The sequence below is a fragment of the Nocardiopsis exhalans genome, assembly GCF_024134545.1.
GTDB classification, from domain to species: Bacteria; Actinomycetota; Actinomycetes; order Streptosporangiales; family Streptosporangiaceae; genus Nocardiopsis; species Nocardiopsis exhalans.
Map to the genome: position 1 here is coordinate 3026281 of NZ_CP099837.1, position 18511 is coordinate 3044791.

The 18511-nt window shown below is 71.7% G+C and carries 16 protein-coding genes; 7 read left to right on the forward strand and 9 right to left on the reverse strand.

Annotated elements, in window-relative coordinates; genetic code table 11:
* Positions 1-221: 221 nt before the first annotated feature.
* Entirely contained in the window at positions 222-422 is a 201-nt protein-coding gene (locus NE857_RS13420; RefSeq protein ID WP_254421290.1) for a hypothetical protein, read from the reverse strand.
* A gap of 311 nt (positions 423-733) precedes the next feature.
* On the opposite strand from NE857_RS13420, the gene NE857_RS13425 reads away from it, so the two are divergent.
* The 3 genes from NE857_RS13425 to NE857_RS13435 all read left to right on the forward strand — a co-directional run bounded on the left by NE857_RS13425 (position 734) and on the right by NE857_RS13435 (position 5914).
* Entirely contained in the window at positions 734-3013 is a 2280-nt protein-coding gene (locus NE857_RS13425) for a catalase (RefSeq protein ID WP_301184330.1), read from the forward strand.
* A 650-nt stretch (positions 3014-3663) separates the two neighbouring features.
* Complete coding sequence (locus tag NE857_RS13430) at positions 3664-4767, forward strand: DUF2786 domain-containing protein (RefSeq protein WP_254421291.1); 1104 nt, start codon at positions 3664-3666, stop codon at positions 4765-4767.
* 88 nt (positions 4768-4855) lie between these two features.
* Positions 4856-5914, forward strand: coding sequence for an SEC-C metal-binding domain-containing protein (locus tag NE857_RS13435; RefSeq protein WP_254421292.1), 1059 nt, complete (start codon positions 4856-4858; stop codon positions 5912-5914).
* A gap of 80 nt (positions 5915-5994) precedes the next feature.
* Here NE857_RS13435 and NE857_RS13440 read toward each other — a convergent pair whose 3' ends face one another.
* Positions 5995-6372 carry a DUF1330 domain-containing protein gene (locus tag NE857_RS13440; protein ID WP_254421293.1) on the reverse strand — a complete coding sequence of 126 codons (378 nt, stop codon included), beginning with the start codon at positions 6370-6372 and terminating at the stop codon, positions 5995-5997.
* Positions 6373-6774: 402 nt separating this feature from the next.
* Between NE857_RS13440 and chrA the strand changes: the two genes are divergently transcribed.
* Positions 6775-8022, forward strand: a complete 1248-nt coding sequence (gene chrA / locus NE857_RS13445; RefSeq protein ID WP_425572127.1) for a chromate efflux transporter — start codon at positions 6775-6777, stop codon at positions 8020-8022.
* Positions 8023-8219: 197 nt separating this feature from the next.
* On the opposite strand, the gene NE857_RS13450 is transcribed toward chrA, so the two are convergent.
* The 3 genes from NE857_RS13450 to NE857_RS13460 form a co-directional block, all read right to left on the reverse strand.
* Positions 8220-8528, reverse strand: a complete 309-nt coding sequence (locus tag NE857_RS13450; protein ID WP_254421294.1) for an Rv3488 family transcriptional regulator — start codon at positions 8526-8528, stop codon at positions 8220-8222.
* A 135-nt stretch (positions 8529-8663) separates the two neighbouring features.
* On the reverse strand, positions 8664-9113 hold the full coding sequence (locus NE857_RS13455; protein ID WP_254421295.1) for a hypothetical protein: 450 nt from the start codon (positions 9111-9113) through the stop codon (positions 8664-8666).
* Positions 9114-9324: 211 nt separating this feature from the next.
* Positions 9325-10143: a metallophosphoesterase family protein gene (locus NE857_RS13460; RefSeq protein ID WP_254421973.1), complete on the reverse strand. Its 819-nt coding sequence runs from the start codon at positions 10141-10143 to the stop codon at positions 9325-9327.
* Between the two features lie 275 nt (positions 10144-10418).
* On the opposite strand from NE857_RS13460, the gene NE857_RS13465 reads away from it, so the two are divergent.
* Together NE857_RS13465 and NE857_RS13470 are read left to right on the forward strand one after the other, a co-directional pair.
* Entirely contained in the window at positions 10419-11234 is an 816-nt protein-coding gene (locus NE857_RS13465) for a hypothetical protein (protein WP_254421296.1), read from the forward strand.
* Positions 11235-11312: 78 nt separating this feature from the next.
* The gene (locus tag NE857_RS13470; RefSeq protein WP_254421297.1) at positions 11313-12002 is read left to right on the forward strand and encodes a DUF1028 domain-containing protein; all 690 of its coding nucleotides are present in this window, start codon (positions 11313-11315) and stop codon (positions 12000-12002) included.
* Between the two features lie 29 nt (positions 12003-12031).
* Here NE857_RS13470 and NE857_RS13475 read toward each other — a convergent pair whose 3' ends face one another.
* From NE857_RS13475 to NE857_RS13490, 4 genes are all read right to left on the reverse strand, one after another.
* The gene (locus tag NE857_RS13475) at positions 12032-12925 is read right to left on the reverse strand and encodes a GntR family transcriptional regulator (RefSeq protein ID WP_254421298.1); all 894 of its coding nucleotides are present in this window, start codon (positions 12923-12925) and stop codon (positions 12032-12034) included.
* 153 nt (positions 12926-13078) lie between these two features.
* Positions 13079-14101: a 4-hydroxythreonine-4-phosphate dehydrogenase PdxA gene (gene pdxA / locus NE857_RS13480; RefSeq protein ID WP_254421299.1), complete on the reverse strand. Its 1023-nt coding sequence runs from the start codon at positions 14099-14101 to the stop codon at positions 13079-13081.
* The gene (locus tag NE857_RS13485) at positions 14098-15297 is read right to left on the reverse strand and encodes a four-carbon acid sugar kinase family protein (RefSeq protein WP_254421300.1); all 1200 of its coding nucleotides are present in this window, start codon (positions 15295-15297) and stop codon (positions 14098-14100) included. The genes pdxA and NE857_RS13485 overlap by 4 nt, the downstream gene beginning before the upstream one ends.
* Positions 15294-16337: a 2-keto-3-deoxygluconate permease gene (locus NE857_RS13490; RefSeq protein WP_254421301.1), complete on the reverse strand. Its 1044-nt coding sequence runs from the start codon at positions 16335-16337 to the stop codon at positions 15294-15296. Before NE857_RS13490 ends, NE857_RS13485 begins: the two co-directional genes overlap by 4 nt.
* A 759-nt stretch (positions 16338-17096) precedes the next feature.
* On the opposite strand from NE857_RS13490, the gene NE857_RS13495 reads away from it, so the two are divergent.
* Complete coding sequence (locus tag NE857_RS13495) at positions 17097-18500, forward strand: family 2B encapsulin nanocompartment shell protein (protein ID WP_254421302.1); 1404 nt, start codon at positions 17097-17099, stop codon at positions 18498-18500.
* Positions 18501-18511 lie beyond the last annotated feature (11 nt).

Consider the following 18511-nt stretch of genomic DNA (forward strand, 5'->3'; position numbering starts at 1 on the left):
AAGGCGGACGCAGACACAACCCAGGGGCCCACAATCCTGTGCCGGGAGGGGGCCGGACTCCAGCCGCAAGGGGATGACCTCCTCTCGCCAGCGAAGGATCCATGCGTCGAACAGGCCCTGCCGGCTGGTGTGGGTTCGGGTCCGAGTGGTGACGGACGCGGCTTCAGGCCTCCCCTAAGACAGAGGGAAACCAGCCCCCATCCCTCACAGGAAGGGTGCTGCTACTCGGACGCCGCGGTGTAGTACTCGGGTTCGTCATCGACCCCGGAGTCGTCATCGGGCTCTAAGCGTTCGGACAGGTCGACCGCGACCCCGGCCCGGTCCCGGCGAACCTGTGAAACCAGGGGAGTCTCATCGGGGGTGAACTCCAGAGCGTTCATGGTGATGCCGTGGTCGTGGGTGGGGGAACGTCCGAGGTCCAAGGCGCCGCATCAACTGTGTGCGTCTTCCCCCTGCCTGCGTCGAGAGGGTTGTTCCTGCCCGCCGGGGGAGCGGGGCAGGGTGCCGGGGCCCCGGGAGGCGCGGAGCGGCGCCCGGGAGGGAAGGGGCGGCCGCTTCCGTGACCAGTGCCCTCGGTCAAGGGCGGTTATAGGTTTCCGCCATCCGGGCGGCTCCTGCTTCAGCCGTCCCGGAGCGGGTAGCGGACGTCATGGCGGCCTACTGTGAGTGGCGGGCCGTAGCGGTGCGTAATGACAATGTGCGCCCGGGACACGCATCCGTGAGGGGAGCCATCGTGCAGGATTCCAATCCGATCAAGGCAGCGGTCGACAAGGTCGCGGACATGGCGTCGGGTGAGGACGTCCCGGCCGCGGAGATCCCCGGCCAGCCGACCAGCCAGTCGCCGCCGCCCCTGGAGGAGCCGACCGAACCCCGCGAACCGCTCCCGCCCAAACCCGACCAGAGCCAGCCCGCTCCCCAAACGCCCACCGGTCGGCCGACGGGCGGGTCCGCGGAGGCGTTCTCCCAGGGCGGCTCCTACCTGACCAACGCCCAGGGCGTGCGGCTTCCCGACTCCGACCACTCGCTCAAGGCGGGGCGCCGCGGTCCGGTGCTCCTGCAGGACCACCACCTGCGGGAAAAGATCATGCACTTCGACCACGAGCGGATCCCCGAGCGCGTGGTGCACGCGCGCGGAGCCGCGGCCCACGGCGTGTTCAAGAGCTACGGGACGGCCGAGAGCGTCACGAAGGCGGCCTTCCTACGCAAGGACGTGGAAACGCCGGTCTTCACGCGGTTCTCCACCGTGATCGGATCGCGGGGCTCTTCTGACACCGTCCGCGACACCCGCGGCTTCGCCACCAAGTTCTACACCTCCGAGGGCGTGTACGACCTGGTCGGCAACAACATCGCGGTGTTCTTCATCCAGGACGGCATCAAGTTCCCCGACGTCGTCCACGCGGTCAAGCCGCATCCGGACCGGGAGATCCCCCAGGCGCAGAGCGCGCACGACACCTTCTGGGACTTCCTGTCCCTGCACACCGAGGCGATGCACCACACGATGTGGGCCATGTCCGACCGGGGGATCCCGCTCTCCTACCGGACCATGGAGGGCTTCGGCGTCCACACCTGGCGACTGGTCAACGAGCAGGGCGAGACCACGCTGGCCAAACTCCACTGGAAGCCCAAGGCCGGCGTGCACTCCCTGGTGTGGGAGGAGGCGCAGGTCACCAACGGCGTGGACCCCGACTTCCACCGCCGTGACCTGGCCGACGCGATCGAGGCGGGCGCCTACCCGCAGTGGGAACTGGGCATCCAGACCTTCCCCGACACCCCGGACCAGACCTTCGAGGGCATCGACCTGCTGGACTCGACCAAGATCGTCCCCGAGGAGCTGGCCCCGGTCCAGCCGGTCGGCCTGCTCACGCTCAACGCCAACCCGTCCAACTACTTCGCCGAGACCGAGCAGGTCGCCTTCCACGTCGGACACCTGGTGCCCGGCATCGACGTCACCGACGACCCGCTGCTGGCCGGACGGCTCTTCTCCTACCTCGACACCCAGCTCACCCGGCTCGGCGGGCCCAACTTCGCACAACTGCCGATCAACCGTCCGCACGCGCCGGTCAACGACATGCTGCGCGACGGCATGCACCAGACCGCCGTGCACAGGGGCGGTGCCCCCTACAAGCCCAACAGCCTGGACGCCGGCTGCCCCTTCTTCGCCGGCAGTGAAGAGGGCGGGTACGTCGAGGTTCCCGCGCCGGTGGAAGCCGCGGAGAAGGTCCGCCAGGCACCCGAGTCGTTCGCCGACCACTTCACCCAGCCCCGGCTCTTCTGGCTCAGCCTCTCGCCGGTCGAGCGCGAGCACCTCATCTCCGCCTTCACCTTCGAACTCGGCAAGTGCTACGAGAACGCGATCAAGGAACGCACCCTGCGGGCGCTCGCCGAGGTCGACCCCTACCTGTGCGGGCAGGTGGCGGACGGTCTCGGCCTCCCGGCACCCGAGGCCACCCGGGAGCTCCCGTCCGTGCGCCCCAGCCCGGCGCTCTCGCAGGTGGGCCAGAAGTGGCCCACCAAGGGCCGCACCATCGGCATCATCGCCGACGACAACTCCGACCTCGCAGCGGTCCGGGCCCTGCGCGAGGAGATCCTCGACGGTGACATGATCCCGCTCGTCATCGCCCCCACCGGCGGCACGATCGGCTCGGAGGGCGACGACCCCGTCACCGTGCAGCGCAGCTTCGCCACCGGGCGCTCCGTCGAGTGCGACGCGCTGCTCGTGGTGGGGGCCCCGGCCCAGGGCGGGGACGCTTTCGGCACACGGGACGCCAAGGCCTGGAACGGAGGCGCTGACGAGGCCGTGGACCCGCGCGCCCTGCTCATGCTCACCGAGGCCTACCGCCACGCCAAACCGCTGGGCGCCCTGAGCACGGCACGCCAGGTGTTCGACACCGCGGGTATCCCCGTTGACGCGCCCGGGGTCGTCGTCGGTGCCGACGCCGGGGACGTTCTCGGGAACGTGGTCGAGCTGCTCGCCTACCACCGGGTCTGGGAACGCTTCCCCGCCTACGCCTGACCCCGGGAACCGGCCTGCACTTGGCGCGAGGAAGAGGCGGCGGCTTCTCCGGCGGGTCCGATCCGTCGATGGATCGGACCCGCAGCAGAACCGGTGCGGCCCCGCCCCTCACCCGCCACCGACCCCAAGGGCGTTGTCGGCGCCGAACACCCACACCTGCTCGGGACGCCGCGACGGCGGTGTTCGGTCCGGCCACAGCCGAGACACTGAGCCGGAGGCTTCCCGGGTTCGTGTTTCCCGTGATCCCCCGCCGATTCCCCCTGGTGCAGTTGTCCTGTGGGGACGCGCGTGCCCCGCGCAACGTCCGCCGAACACAGCGGCCGGGGACCTCCCGAGGGTTTTCCACAGGGGTCTGCGGGGGAGCGGGGATTTTGTGATCATGGAGGTCGGTACCTTGACTCCGGAAACCACGGGGGAGCACTTCCTTGGGCACGTCCAATCGGGAACGTCGTCGGGCGCATCAGAAGAATCGTGGGCGAGAGGGACGTGGGGCCGACGCGTTCGGGTTCGGGGAACGGGCGCCAGGGGAGGAGGAGCTGGTGCTCGAACTGGTGGGGCGAGCTGTTCGGGGCCTTTGCCGCGGAACGGGCGGGCCGGAGCCGGGGCTTGTCACGGAGCTGACGGACTCTGCTTCTGATCGACGGCGACGGGTGGTGGAGCGGGTCCTGTTCACCGAGCTGGAGCGGGCGGTGGGGCAGGCCTGGGAGCGGGGCTGGCAGCCCGCGGAGGTGGTGCGCGAGACCCGGCGGGAACTGGGGAGGGCGGCGGGCTCCCTGGTGACGGACCTGGTGATCGCGGAGAACCGGCGCTACCCGGCGGCCCGGGTCGCACCGGAGTGGGCGGCGCAGGTGCGGGAGCTGGGCGCGCCCTGGTGGGGGAGTGACGCGGTGCGCCCGGGGGAGCTGGCCGAGCGGCACGGTTCCTCGCGGGGCGCATACGTGGGCACGGCCCTGTGCGCCCTTGCCGTGTTGGGGGCGCTGGCCCCGCTTCAGGTGTTCCTTCCGCCGCCCGGGCAGGCTCGGGCGGGGGCGGCTGTGGACGGTGGGGGAGTGGACCCGGGCAAGCTCGCCAGGATCCGGGCGCTGCTGGCCAAGGCGGAGGCCACCGACTTCCCCGAGGAGGCCGAGGCGCTGACCGCCCGGGCGCAGCAGATGATGGCCCGGCACCGCGTCGACCACGCCGCCCTGGCGGCGGAGGCGGGTACCGAGTCCGAGGTCGGCGGGCGCCGACTGCCGCTGGACGCCCCCTACGAGCAGCACAAGGCCATCTTGTTGAACGTGGTCGCCGACGCCAACGCGTGCCGTTCGGTGTGGCACCGCAACCTTGGCATGTGCACGGTGATGGGCCTGACCGAGGACGTCAACGCCGTGGAGATGCTCTTCACCTCCCTGTTGGTCCAGGCCACCCGTGCGATGCGAAGCGCCGGTTCCACCCGGGACGCGCTGGGCCGGTCCAGGACCCGTTCGTTCAGGAGTTCCTTCCTCTCCGCCTTCGCCGCCCGGATCGGGGAACGCCTCAACGAGTCGGCGCACGCCGAACAGGACAGGGCCGTCCACGAGTACGCCCAGGCCGGAACCGACCTGCTGCCGGTGCTGGCCTCGAAGGAGCACCAGGTGGAGGAAGCGGTCGCCGAGGCCTTCCCCGAGCTGGAGTCGGCGCAACTGAACCACTCGAACAACGTTCAGGGCTGGCGGGCCGGTCGGGCCGCGGCCGACAGCGCCGCCCTGCACACCGGCCAGCGGATCGAGGCCTGAGGCCGGGTCGCGCCGTTCGGCGGTGATCCGGTGCGGGAGTTCACGTGAACGCCGGGCGGGGCCCGGAGTGAGGGGATAGTTTCGCACCATGGACGAGATCTCTCCAGAACCGCCGCTGCCCGAGCAGATGCCGCCCCGGTTGTCGAGGGCTCTCGGAGAGCTCGACCTCCCCCGCGGGGTCGCGCGCGAGCTGGAGGACGATCCGGACGAGGCTGGAACGATCCTCCTGGAGACCGCTTACCAACTGGACGGCGCGGGGCGGCCGGACCAGGCCCGGGGCATCCTGGAAGCACTCCGGGAGCACCCTCCTACACCCGAGGACGGGCAGTACGCCTCGATCGAGGTCATACGGCGGCTGCGCGAAGACGGTGGAGCCGACGCGGTGCGGGAGGCGGAGGGGGTGCTCGGGGAACTCCTGCGGCCCGGCCGTCTGGAACCGGGGCCCGCCGGCCTCCTCGCCGAGGACCTGATGGAAGCGGGAGATCTGGAGCGGGCGTTGCGCTGCGCCAATATCGCCTCCCGTGAGCTGCTCGTCGAACCCGCCGAGGACCTCGTCGACGCCGACGCGGCCATGATGCACCCCCTGTTCATCCGTGCCCGTCTTCGCGGCAAAACGGGCTTGCCCATGGACGAGCACGACGATGTGGTCCTGGCGGTGGCCAAGCGCGTGCTGAGGGAGAACCCGGAACTGGACTGGGACGAAGACTCCGACGGATGGGACGAGGACGTGCCCGGCCAGGGCGGAGGAGACGTTCCGCCGCCCGGGCCCCTCCAGGGGATCCAGGTCCTCGTCCGGCGGGGCGACTTCGACAGGGCGCGCTCGCGGGGCCTGCTCACCGATGACGCCGCCCAGCAGGGACCGGACCGCTACTTCAGGGCGACCGAAGAGGTCCTTCGGGACTCGTCCGGGGAACGCCCCGCGATGTCCTTCCACACGGTCCTGTTCGGGGTTGACGAGATGGCGGCCTTCGCGGGCGTCCGGGACCTGGATCCCGCTGACGTGGCCACCCACCGGGCCTGGGCGCACTCCGAGGTCCCTGACGGCTCCCCGCGCCTGCTGGCCTGGCCGCCGGGGCGCAACGAGGCGTGCTGGTGCGGTTCGGAACGCAAGTACAAGAAGTGCTGCGGTTCCCCGGCCCACCGCTGACGGAGACAAGGGCGAAAAGCCCTTCCCGGCGGCGGTCCACGGCGCTGTTCACGTGCTCGTAGTGCCCTCTTCGGTCCTGCTCAGGAGTCGCGGCGTGAGGTCCAGGGGTCGGTGGGCTGGAGTACGGCCTCGCTCAGGGCCTGGGAGCGCAGGTGGGTGATCTCCTGGTACTCGGGGTCGGAGACCATGCGGCTGAACACCTCCCGGCTCGGGTAACGCACGAGCAGTACCGCGTCCCAGTCCTGTCCCTCCTCGGCGACCAGGGGCGTCGCACCGTCACCCGCGTAGAGCAGTTCGGCGCCGTACTTGCCCAGGAGGCGTCCCGCCCGTCGGGAGTACTCCTTGTACGAGGCGCGGCCGTCGGGGGCGAACCGCAGCAGGTTGAGCATGACGAAGGGGCCGTCGGGGCCCTCGTTCAGCATCCTCGCGAGGTCGGGTCCGGTGGGGTCGACAGCCATGGGGGCTCCTTGCTGTGGGGTGAGGCCTGGTGCGGCCGGGCTCCGGCCGAGTCGGTCGGCGGGGGAGGGGCCCGGTGGTCGTCCAGTATGGCAAACCGGCTGGTCGGTATTTTCTGTGGGGCCTCCCGGACAACTCACCGGTCGCTCGGCCCGCATCGGCGGCACCGGCTGCCCCGGCCGGACCGCTTCCGCCGCCCCTTCCACCTCTGCCGCCGCCGTCGCCGAAGGCTCCGGAGCCACCTCCGCGCCCGACCCCTCCCTCCTGCCAAGCCGGAGCAGCGCTGGCGGGTGCCGGGCGCGGTTTCCCTGCCCGCCCGCGTCTCACGGCGCGGTGCTTCGATATCGTCTTCCGATATCGGGGTGCGATGCCTGTCCCCGGAACCGCCGTGAAGGAGCCTGGACATGAGCTCACCGCTGGATTCCCCCGATGAACGCCCTTCACGGGGCACATCGGAGGGAGGTCCGGAGACGGGTGGGACCCCGTGGGAGGTGTTCCGGGTCTTCCTGCTCCTGGGGCTGACCTCGTTCGGCGGGCCGGTGGCGCACCTGGGCTACTTCCGGGACGCGTTCGTGGTGCGCCGGGGGTGGCTCAGCGAGTCCGCCTACGCCGACCTGGTGGCGCTGTGCCAGTTCCTGCCCGGTCCCGCCTCCAGCCAGGTCGGTATGGCCATCGGCCTGCGCCGCGCCGGGTACGCCGGCATGGCGGCCGCGTGGGTGGCCTTCACCCTTCCCTCGGCGCTGCTGCTGGTGGCCTTCGCTCTGGGGGTGCGGGCCCTGGGCGCCGAACCCGGCGCCGGATGGCTGCTCGGCCTCAAGGCCGCAGCCGTGGCCGTGGTCGCCCACGCCGTACTCGGCATGGCCACGAACCTGGCCTCCGGTCGGCGCCGGGCCACGATCGCCGTGTCCGCCCTCGTCGTGGTCCTCCTGCTTCCCTCGGCCCTGAGCCAGGTCGCGGCCATCGCGGTGGGCGCCCTGGTCGGGGCGCTCTGGCTCACGACGGTGCCCGCTGAGAAGGAAGTGACCGGCCCCGCCGTCCCCGTCCGACGCCGGACCGCCCTGGCATGCCTGGCCGCGTTCGCCGTCCTGCTGGCGGGCCTGCCCGTGTTGGCCGCCCTGACCGGCGGTACGGCCGCGGGGATGGCGGACGGCTTCTACCGTGCCGGATCCCTGGTCTTCGGCGGCGGGCACGTGGTGCTCCCCCTGTTGGAGGCCGAGGTCGTGGGCGGCGGCGCGGTGGACCACGAGTCCTTCCTGGCCGGGTACGGCGCCACCCAGGCCGTGCCCGGCCCGCTGTTCACCTTCGCCGCCTACCTGGGCGCGCTCATGCCTGTGGCCGGGAGCCCGCTGCTGGGGGCCGCGATCGCTCTCGTGGCGGTCTTCGTGCCCTCGGCGCTGCTGGTCGTGGGCGCACTGCCGTTCTGGGAGCGGATGCGCACCGACCCGCGTGCCCGGCGGGCGGTGGCCGGGGCGGGCGCGGCGGTGGTGGGCATCCTCGCCGCAGCCCTGTACGACCCGGTCTTCACCCAGGGGGTGGTCTCTCCCGCGACGATGGCCCTGGCCGCGGTGGCGTTCGTGGCCCTGGCGGTGTGGCGCGCTCCGGCCTGGGCCGTCGTGCTCGCGGCCAGTGCGATCGGGTTCCTGCTGCTCTGAGCGAGGCCCGGACCCGGTATCTCACACCCGGTGCGCCTCACACCTGGTGCCTCTCACACCCGGTGCGGCCCACCCGGTCCGGGGCCAGTTGACGGGCTCGGGTTCGTACCGTTCACCGGTCATCGGGCTGGTGGCCAGGCCGGTGGCGGGCATGGCTCGTTGGGTGCGCCCCGCCCCTCACCCGGCGCTGATCCGACTCACTCTCCGTCGTGGTCGCCCAGCACCTCGCGCGCCAGTTCCCTCAGAGCCGCCCGGTCCTGTGCCAAGATCCTTCGGCCCGCCTCAGTGGCTCGGTAGAGGCGTCGTCTGCGCCCCTCGGCGAGGTGCTGGCGGGATGCGAGCAGACCCTCCGATTCCAGCCTGTGCAGGGTGGGATAAAGGGTGCCGGGGCTGATGTCGTAGCCGTGGCCGGACAACTCCCGCATCATCCACGCTCCGTGGATCTCCTCCTCCGCGGCGTGATGGAGGATGTGCACCCGTATGGCCCCCCGGATGAAGTCTCGCATGTCCGGCCTCCTCGATCCCGCTGTGGGGCGATCACGGTGTCCCCAGCCCGATATCGGAACACGATATCCACTGTCAGGACCACGCCCTGCCCTGAAGGGCCGGGGCAGAACGGGATATGTATCGAGGCCAGCCACTCAGAGCTGACGGGGCGCCCCGCTCCAGTAGTGACCCGCGACCCCTTCGGTTTCTTCCGAGACCGCGTTGTTCAGGGGGGTGTCCCAGCCCTGGTCCAGCAACCAGAGGTGGACGGCCTGGCGTTCCTCGGTGATCCGGCGGTAGGAATCGCGAGCCCTCGCGTAACGCTCCTTGCGGGGGCGCTCACGCCTGAGCTCGCGCCGGGCCTGCGCGACCCGCCGCCCGTAGTACTCCTCGATGACCGCGGCGGCGTTCAGATGGCTCAGGAAACCCTGTTCCTGCCATGCGGCCGGCTCCCGAGCGCTCAGCACCTCCAGGGTGCCCTCGGCGCGGGCGCCCGCTGCCTGCGCCGCGCGTGACACGCTCTGGGTGCTCTCCAACCGGTCGGTGAGGAAGTCCTCGATCGCTTCCACCGCCTTGGATCGTGCGTCCTGTGCGTCCGCAGCCATCGTCGCCCCCGGTCCGGCCGTTGCCCTGGATTCCTCGTGCAGGTGGCGGATCCACCCGCCACCTGCGCCAAGCCTCGCATGTCAGTGCGGTCGGGACGTGCACCACGGCGGGCTCGCGCTCCCCTCCCTGCGGGCGCACACGGCGGGGGTCCCGGTCTCGCCCGGGCCCGGGCCCGATCGGCCTGTCCCGTCCAACGACCGCTCCCAGCTCCTACGGCAGGATCCGCCGCGGCCCACGCGGGGGCTCGGGGCGCGGCTCCCACTCGCGGGGGTAGCCCAGGGACACCTCGGTGTGCGGGACCCCGTCGACGGTGATGGTGCGGGGGATGTGCAGGTGCCCGTAGACGACGGCGCGGGCCCGGTAGCGCAGGTGCCAGTCGGCGGTCTCCTCGGTGCCGCACCACTGGGCGAACTCGGGGTGGCGCAGCACCCGGGTGGGCTCGCGCACCAGCGGGTAGTGGTTGACGAGCACTGTGGGCAGATCCGGGGCCAGGGAGTCCAGCCGGGCACGCGTGTACGCCAGCCGCGCGCGGCACCAGGCGTCCCGACCCGGGTGGGGGTCGGGGTGCAGCAGGTACTCGTCGGTGCACACCACGCCGCTGGCGTGGGCCACGGCCAGGGCCTGCGCCTTGGTCCGGGTGCCCTCCGGGCGGAAGGTGTGGTCGTAGCCGACGAACAGGGGAGCCACCGTCACCGGCCCCTCGGGGCCCTCCCACACGGGGTAGGGGTCCTCCGGGGTGTGCACACCCAGCGCGCGCAGGCCCTCGACCAGGTACAGGTACCGTTCCTCGCCACGCAGCCGGACGGGGTCCGCGGGCAGCGTCCACAGGTCGTGGTTGCCCGGCACCCACACCACGGTGGAGAAGCGGGAGGCCAGCGCCCCCATGGTTTCGAGTACCTCGCCGGCGGTGTCGGCCACGTCCCCGGCCACGAGGAGCCAGTCCTCGTCGGAGGCCGGGACCAACGCTTCGGTGAAGGCGCGGTTGGCCTCGTGTCGCACGTGCAGGTCGCTGATGGCGAACAGGCCCACGGCCACCGCCCTTTCGTGTCGACGCTTGACCGCGGTCACACTATCCCGCGGACGGCCTCCGGGCCGGGGCCGGGCGCCGCTCCTTGGCCCAGGGGCAGGGACCACGGCTGCGGGGCGGACCGGTGGGGGCACTCCCGGCCCGGGTCTGCGCCGATTCCCGACCGGGTCGGCGCAGATCATCGGGGTGGGTGTCCAGATTGTGGGGATTGGTGTGCAAAAGTGGCTTCGTTGCATCCCCCACACAGGAAACATCCCCCATGCCTTTTTCTGCGCGAATGACGGTCTGTGCGGCGGTCTCGGCCGTGCTGGCCCTCACCGCCTGCGCTCCGGTCGAGGACTTCCTGAGCGACGCCGCCTGGAGCGGTGTCCCCCAGAACCCCGTGCCCGTGGTCGACCAGGTCGACCGGGACGACCCCTTCGGCGGGACCCGGGCCGAGGACTACGCCGAGGGGTTCGAGGCACCCGAAGCCGCTTCGATCGGCGGGCACCCGGCTGACCGGGTCCAGGAGGCCTACGAGACCACCCGGGACTTCCTCGAAGCCGTCTACCTGGAGCCCGACGCGGTCTTCGACGAGGACAACAGCGCGTTCACCGCGCTGCTCACCGGCCAGGCCCTGGACTGGTACCTGGAGTACCACGGGCACGAGGACCCCGAACTCGACAGCCGGGGCGTGCCCTTCAACCTCGCCCCCGGCACCGCCGAACCCATCGGGGACGTGGTCAAGGTCGACGGCCGCATGTGGGCCGAGACGGCCCGGGACGAGAACGGGTGGGACTACCTGGCGGTGCACACCGAGTACACGATCGTCCACCCCGTCTCCCGGCCGGACGGTTCGGCGTCGGTGCGCCTGGTCACCTCGCACTACGGAGAGGTGGCCTTCTACGACCCCGGCGACGGCACGTGGGAGGCCTTCCCGAACTGGTGGCGCTTCGTGGGGCCGGCGCACTGCCTGGCGGAGGAGCACACCTTCACTCCCGCCTACCCCGACGAGGGGCAGAGGGGTGAGCGGGCCAGAGGGGTTCCCGAGGACGCCTACGACCTGGACAACGCCCGTGACCAGGAGGACTGCGGGGCGATCCGGGACACCTGATCGGGTCCGGTCGGGACCCCTCCCGTACGGTGGCCTCGCCGAGACGACGCGGGGGCGGCTCGGCCCGAAGGGGTGGGTATGTACGCGGGAACCTTCTCGATCGTCGCGCGCGACGCGGACACCGGGATGTGCGGTGTCGCGATCAGCAGCCGGATGCCCGCGATCGGTTCGCTGTGCGTGTTCGCCCACGCGCGGACCGGGGCGGTCGTGACACAGGCCCTGATCAACCCGCTGCTGGGTGTGGACGCCCTCGGCCTGCTCGCGGAACACCCGGCCGAGGCCGCGCTGGAGCGGGTCCTGAAAGGGGACCCCGACACCGATGCGCGCCAGGTGGCCCGGGTGGACGGTGAGGGCCGGGCCGCCGCGCACACCGGCGCGCAGACGCACCCGTGGAGCGGGCACCGGACGGGGGAGGGCTACGCGGTGGCCGGGAACATCCTGACCGGGGCCGCCACACTCGACGCGATGGCGCGGCGGTGGGAGGACGGTGGGGGCGAACCGCTGGACCAGCGCCTGTTGAGCGCCCTGGAGGCCGCCCAGGCGGCGGGCGGGGACCGTCGGGGCAGACAGAGCGCCGCGCTGTACGTACACGCGGGCCACCCGTACCCCTACCTGGACCTGAGGGTGGACGAGCACCCCGATCCGGTGGCCGAGCTCCGTCGGGTCCACACGGTCGCCGAACGGGAGCTGCTGCCGTTCGTTGAGGCCCTGCCCACACGGGCGAACCCCGAAGGCGACTTCGAGCGCCTGCTCGACACCGACGGCTGATGTCGGGGGCCGGGCGGGCCGGGGCCGGGTCAGCCCTCGGCGCGCAGGCGGCCCAGTTCGGCGCGGAGCTCCTCGGCGAGGGCCACGGCGCGGTCGAGGCCCACCGGCGGCGCGGAGCCCGCGGGGGCGGCGGCCGGCTCGGGGCGTTCGGTCAGTGACGGCCCCGGGGCGATGCGCACCTGGTCGGCGGCGCCGTCGGCCTCGATGTCGAAGACCACCCGGTCCGAACGGTGCCAGCTCTCGAACCACTCCAGGGGCAGACCGTTCTGGTCGAAGGTACCGCCCTCCAGGAGCAGGAGCGGGGCCGCCTCTGGGACCCCGAGTTCGCGGGCGATGCGCGGGTCCGCGGGGACCGCGCGGATCTGCCTGCGGCCGCTGCTGGGCACCGCGTCGAAGCGGGTCTCCATGAGCCGGTGCAGGGAGGCGTCGCGCAGCATCGCGGCGTCCAGGTCGGCGAAGCGTCCGGCGGGAAGCCAGGTGCGCACGTAGGACAGGGCCTCGCCGTCGACCGAGCGGACGCGCTCCAGCCGCAGCAGCTCGTGCGAACCCAGGTGGTGCGCGGCCGAGGGGGTTCCGGCCCGGGTGGGTTCCAGGGAGAGCACCGCGGTGGCCAGGCTCAGGCCCTCGGCGGAGAACTGGTCGAACAGCCCGGTGACGCGCTGCACGAGCCGGTGGTGTTCGGTGGGCACCGCGGCGACCGGGGCCCGGCCGCGGGTCCTGCGGACCGTCCCCTCGTCCTCGAGGGTGGCCAGGGCCTGGCGGACGACGCTGCGGGAGACCCCGAACCGTTCCCGCAGGGACGCCTCGCTGGGCAGGGCGTCGCCGGGCGGGATCGAGCGGTCGCGGATCTCCGCGCGCAGCACACCGGCCACCTGAGCGTGCAGCGGCCGGGTGTCGGAGCGGTCGATGGGCATGGCGGCCATTGTAGGGCGTGGCGGGCGGGCGCCCCTCCCGGGACGGGGCCCGGCGGGGCGCCTGAACACCGACACCCCTGTTCCCCGGGAGTTCTCGGGGAACAGGGGCGTGGCGGCCGCGCCCCCGTGGAGCGGCCGCCCGGCCGGGCGTCGACCGCGCTCTCAGCTGCCGGTGGCGCTCCAGACGTGGCCCCAGCCCGGGGCGAGTTCGGCGGCCCTGCGCAGGGCCAGGACCAGACTGGCCTCGCGGGCGATGCCCCGGCCCGCGATGTCGAAGGCCGTGCCGTGGTCGACCGACACCCGGACCACGGGTAGTCCGGCGGTGATGTTGACCCCGTCGTCGCCGTAGACGGCCTTGAACGGCGCGTGGCCCTGGTCGTGGTAGCAGACCGCCACGAGCTTCCACTTGCCCTTGACCGCCGCGGGGATGAGCGCGTCGGCGGGCAGCGGTCCGTGGGCGTTGATGCCCTCGGCCCGGGCGAGCTCGATCGCCGGTGCGAGGATGTCGGCGTCCTCGTCGCCGAACAGGCGGTTCTCCCCGGCGTGCGGATTGAGGCCGGCCACCCCGATGGGTTCGTCGGCGTCGCCCTGGGCGCGGGCGAAGGCGCTCATCAGCCGCAGGACCTCCAGGGTCCGCTCCTGGGTGATGTCCTCGATGGCCTGACGCAGGGACACGTGCGTGGTCAGGTGGAAGAAGGACAGGTCGCCCGCGGACAGGACGAGGCTGTAGTCGCTGACCCCGAACTCGTGGGCGAGCAGTTCGGTGTGCCCCGGCCAGGGGTGCCCTCCCAGGTGCATGGCGGCCTTGTTCAACGGGGGAGTGACGATCCCGTCGACGAGTTCGCGCTTGGCCAGGTCGACGGCCTCGATGACGAACCGGGCCGCTCCGTCGCCGGCCTCGGCGTTCAGTTCGCCGGTCGGGACGTGGCCGAGGGAGGGGCCGGTCTGCACGATGTCGATGACCCCGGCCGCGTCGGCCGCCTCGGCGGGGGACGCGACGGGGTTGACCGCCGAGGGATCCCCGCCCACGGCGGTGACGGCGTTGCGCAGGGCGTCGGCGTCACCGACGACCACGGGCCTGGCGAACTCGCGGACCTCGGGGTGGTGGAGCAGTGCCTTGGCGGTGATCTCCGGTCCGATTCCCGCGACGTCGCCGAGGGTGACCGCGAGGGTGGGACGGTTCATGTGTTCGTGCCTTTCGTGTGGCGGACCGCGTCCGCGGCCTCCAGGAGTGCGGTGGGGGAGCCGAAGCCCCCGGCCTTGGTGACGATGGCGCGGCCGTTGTGCGGGCCGCCCGAGAGTGTTCCGATCGGGATACCGGGGGAGACCTCCCCGGTCAGGGTGATGGCGCGGGCCGCCAGCGCGGCGGTGAGCGCCCGGGCGCCGTCGCCGCCCGTCACGACGAACCCGGAGAGTTCGTGCCGCGCGGCCGTTCGGGCCGCGAGCGCTCCGAACACGCGGGCCACGACCGCGGGGTCGAGGCCGCCGCCGCGGTCCTCGGGAGCCACCAGGGCGGTACGGGGTGCGGCGGGGTCGAACCGGTCCAGGAACCCCTCGCCCCATGCGCGCCACGCGCTGTCGTCGGCCAGGTCCGACGGATCTGGCTGTTCCAGCAGGGTGGCGCCGTCGGCGGCCAGCTCCGCCACCTGACCGCGGGTGGTCTGGTGGAGCGAGGTCACCACGATCAGGGCGGGTTCGGGTTCTCGGGCCGGGCGCCAGGTGTGCGCGAGGCGGGCGGCGAGTCCGGCCGAGCCCACGGGTACGGCGTCCGGGCCGAGCGCGACGACGGCGGCGGCCACCCGTGCCAGGTCCTCGTCCGTCTCGGCGTCGACGACGGCCACGGGAGCGGCGGCGCGGAGCAGCGCCGCGTCCGCTTCGGCGTCCTTGCCGGTGATCCGCACGTGTTCGGCGCCCAGGAGTGCGGCGATCCGGCTCTGGGCCACCGGCGTCACGGGGTCGGTCCCGACGGCGGTGCGGTGCACTTCGGTGCCGTCGACGAGCAGGACCCCGTCGCGGACCGTGCGGCCGTTGGCGGGGAAGGCCGGGCAGACCACGGCGACGGCGTCCGGCGACCAGGCGGCCAGTACCGCGTCGATCTCCGCGCGCAGCGGGCCGCGCAATGTGGAGTCGACCTTCTTGTACAGCCGGTCCGCTCCGGCGGCGCGCAGACGCAGGGTCGCCTCGGCGGCGGCCTCGGCGGCCCGTTCTGCGGGCAGTGCGCGCGAGTCGGTGCTGACGGCGACGACCTCGGAGTCCGAGTCGGCGGGGTCCAGTTGGAGTTCGGTCCGCCAGCCGGCGTGGAGGAACTGTGCGGCGGTGTCGCCCGCTCCGGTCAGGTCGTCCGCGATCACCGCGACGCGCGGGTGCTTGCCGGTGCTCACGAGTCGGTCTCCTTCCCGGAGCGGTCCGTGCCGGAGAGCGCGGAGCCCTCCTCCTCGGCTCTTTCGGCCTCGGCCGGCTGGGAGCCCGCCCGGCGCAGCACCCAGGTCGTGACCACGGGTGCCAGGAGGGCGGTGACCAGGACGCTCGCCGCCACCTGGGAGGTGGCCGTGCCGACGTAGGCGGCGAAGGAGGGGTCGGCGGCGGCGACGATGGCCGGGGTGGCCACGGCGTTGCCGGAGGTGGTGCCCGCGGCGAAGCCGATCCCCGACTCCTTGCCCCGGCGCAGCAGGAACCGGTATCCGACGTAGACCAGTCCGCCGGTGAACAGGGTGATGACCACGCCCATGAGGATCCCGGTGAGGCCTCCCCGGGCCACGTCGCCCAGGTCGATTCCGGTGCCGAGCGCGAAGGCGAAGAACGGGATGACGATGGAGGGCACGGGTTTGAGTACCTCGCGCCACTGCGCGTCGATGTTGCCGACGAGCACGCCCAGCAGGAACGGGATGATCGCGGCGAGCAGGGTCAGGAACGGGATCTGGCCGAGCCCGGAGGCGCCGATGAACAGCAGCGCGAAGAAGGGGCCGTCGTTGACCGCCCCGGCGATGTAGGCGCCGCGGTCCCTGGTGCGCCCGTACTGCCCGGTGATGGCCAGCCACAGGCCGCCGTTGGCGTTGGTGGCGGCGGCCATCATCGCCAGGACCGAGATGCCGAGGACGCCGTCGGGGCCGGTGGCCATGGCCAGCGCGATGATGAGCAGGCCGGGGATGACGCTCTTGCCGAGCAGGACCACGCCGGTGGTGGCCAGGACGGGGCCGCTGGTGCGGAGGGTGACCTGGGTTCCGGTGGCGAAGATCAGCAGTGCGATGAGGGGGAGGGCGCTGTCCTTGAACAGGGCGGTCGTGAAGCTCCCGATGTCCAGTGCTCCGGGCGCGAAGGTGCCCAGCAGCGAGCCCAGCACCAGCGGTACCAGCATGGCACCGCCGGGGATCTTGTTCATCCACCGGTAGAGCGGGACTACCGACCCGTGATCGTCGCGCATGGTTGTCCGTTCTCAGGGGTCCGGAGGCCTGGGGCAACCGAACCGGTACGCAGATTGTCCGTACAGAGTGTACGTACAATTTTGGGTAAGTCCAGTGCCCGGGCACAGAAGTTCACAGTCGGGGCCGGTCGGCGCTCGCGGCCCTGCGCCCGGTCGGTCCGCTCGGCTCCTCCGCTCGGCTCGCCCGCCTGGCCTGCTCGACTCGGCCGGGGGTTGTCAGGGCTCCGCGTGCGGGTGCCCCGGCCCCCGGAGCTCCGGTCGCGATTTCTGTTATGTATGGGTGTAATGCGATTTAAGAGAACTTTCTTTGGGTGACCGAAAAATGGATGGTTCGGTGGACTTATAATTCCCGGTCCGCGTCAACTTGCTCGGTCTTACCGGGTGGTTTGGGTCGGTTTGGTGAACGTGTGGGTCAGGTGGGTCTCGGGGTCTTCCCGCGAAGGTCTTCGCGTTGATTCCACTGTTCAGGCGGCTCTGTAGGGATTTTCGCGGTGTTCGGGGCGGCCGGTGCGCGTCAACGGTTCGGTGTCGGGTATCGGAATGCATCGTGCTGTACCTGTGGTGACGAAAAAGGCGGTCAAAGTTCTTTTTCCGTGTTGCTTCTCGTAAAGTGGTCCGCGGTTTGCGGGGGCGGTCCGGGAGTGCTCGAAACGGACCCGGGTTTTCCGATTCCCGTCCCCTTGGCCCTCTCAGCCCGTGCTCCGCGGCTCCACCGGCGAGCACGGGTCCACACGAGCACATCGAGGAGACACACAACCGATGTCGATCGACTCAGCCCCCGAAGTGAACACCAGCCAGCAGCGGAGCCTGACGACCGCGGCCGCGCGCAACCTGGCCACCACCACCAAGTCCGCCCCGCAGATGCAGGGCAAGAGCTCCCGCTGGCTGCTCAGGACCCTCCCCTGGGTCCAGACCGACGGCGGCGCCTACCGGGTCAACCGGCGCCTGACGTACACCATCGGAGACGGCCGGATCGACTTCGTGCAGACCGGATCCCAGGTGCGGGTCATCCCGCGCGAGCTGGGTGAACTGGCCCTGTTGCGCGACTACGACGACATCGAGGTCCTGGAGGCCCTGGCCGGGCGCTTCACCCAGCGGGAGTTCGAGCCCGGAGAGGTCCTGGCGCAGGAAGGCGGCCCCGCCGACCACCTCTACCTGATCGCGCACGGACGGGTGCACAAGACCAGCAGCGGGGCCTACGGCGAGACCAACCGGCTCGGCGTCCTGGCGGACGGCGACAAGTTCGGTGATCGGTACCTCCTCGACACCGAACCCAGCTGGGAGTTCACCGTCAAGGCGGCGACCGCGGGCACCCTGCTGGAGATGCCGCGCCAGGAGTTCATCGCGATCCTGGACGACTCACCGAGCCTGCAGGCGCACGTCCAGCGGTACCTGTCCGTGCCCGGACAGCGCCAGAACAAGCACGGCGAGGCCGAGATCGCCCTGTCCTCGGGCCACTCCGGCGAGGTCGAGCTGCCCGGCACCTTCGTGGACTACGAGCTCAAGCCCCGCGAGTACGAGCTGAGCGTGGCCCAGACCGTGCTGCGCGTGCACAGCCGGGTGGCCGACCTCTACAACAAGCCGATGAACCAGACCGAGCAGCAGCTGCGGCTGACCGTGGAGGCCCTGCGCGAGCGGCAGGAGCACGAGCTGGTCAACAACCGCGAGTTCGGCCTGCTGCACAACGCCGACTTCAAACAGCGCATCCAGACCCACTCGGGTCCGCCCACCCCCGACGACCTCGACGACCTGATCAGCATGCGCAGGGGCACCCAGTACATGTTCGCCCACCCCCGCGCCATCGCCGCCTTCGGCAAGGAGTGCAACAAGCTGGGGCTCAACATCGGCACCGTGGACGTCAACGGCCACCACCTGCCCGCCTGGCGCGGAATCCCGATCCTGCCCTGCGGCAAGATCCCGGTCTCGGAGCGCCAGACCTCGTCGATCATCGCCGTGCGTACCGGTGAGGACAACGAGGGCGTCATCGGACTGCACCAGACGGGGCTGCCCGACGAGATCGAGCCCGGGCTCAACGCCCGCTTCATGGGGATCGACGGCCAGGCGCTCATCTCCTACCTGGTGAGCACCTACTTCTCCGCCGCCGTCCTCGTGCCGGACGCGCTCGGGGTCCTGGAGAACGTCGAGGTCCGTCCCCGTGCCTGACCGCTCGGCAC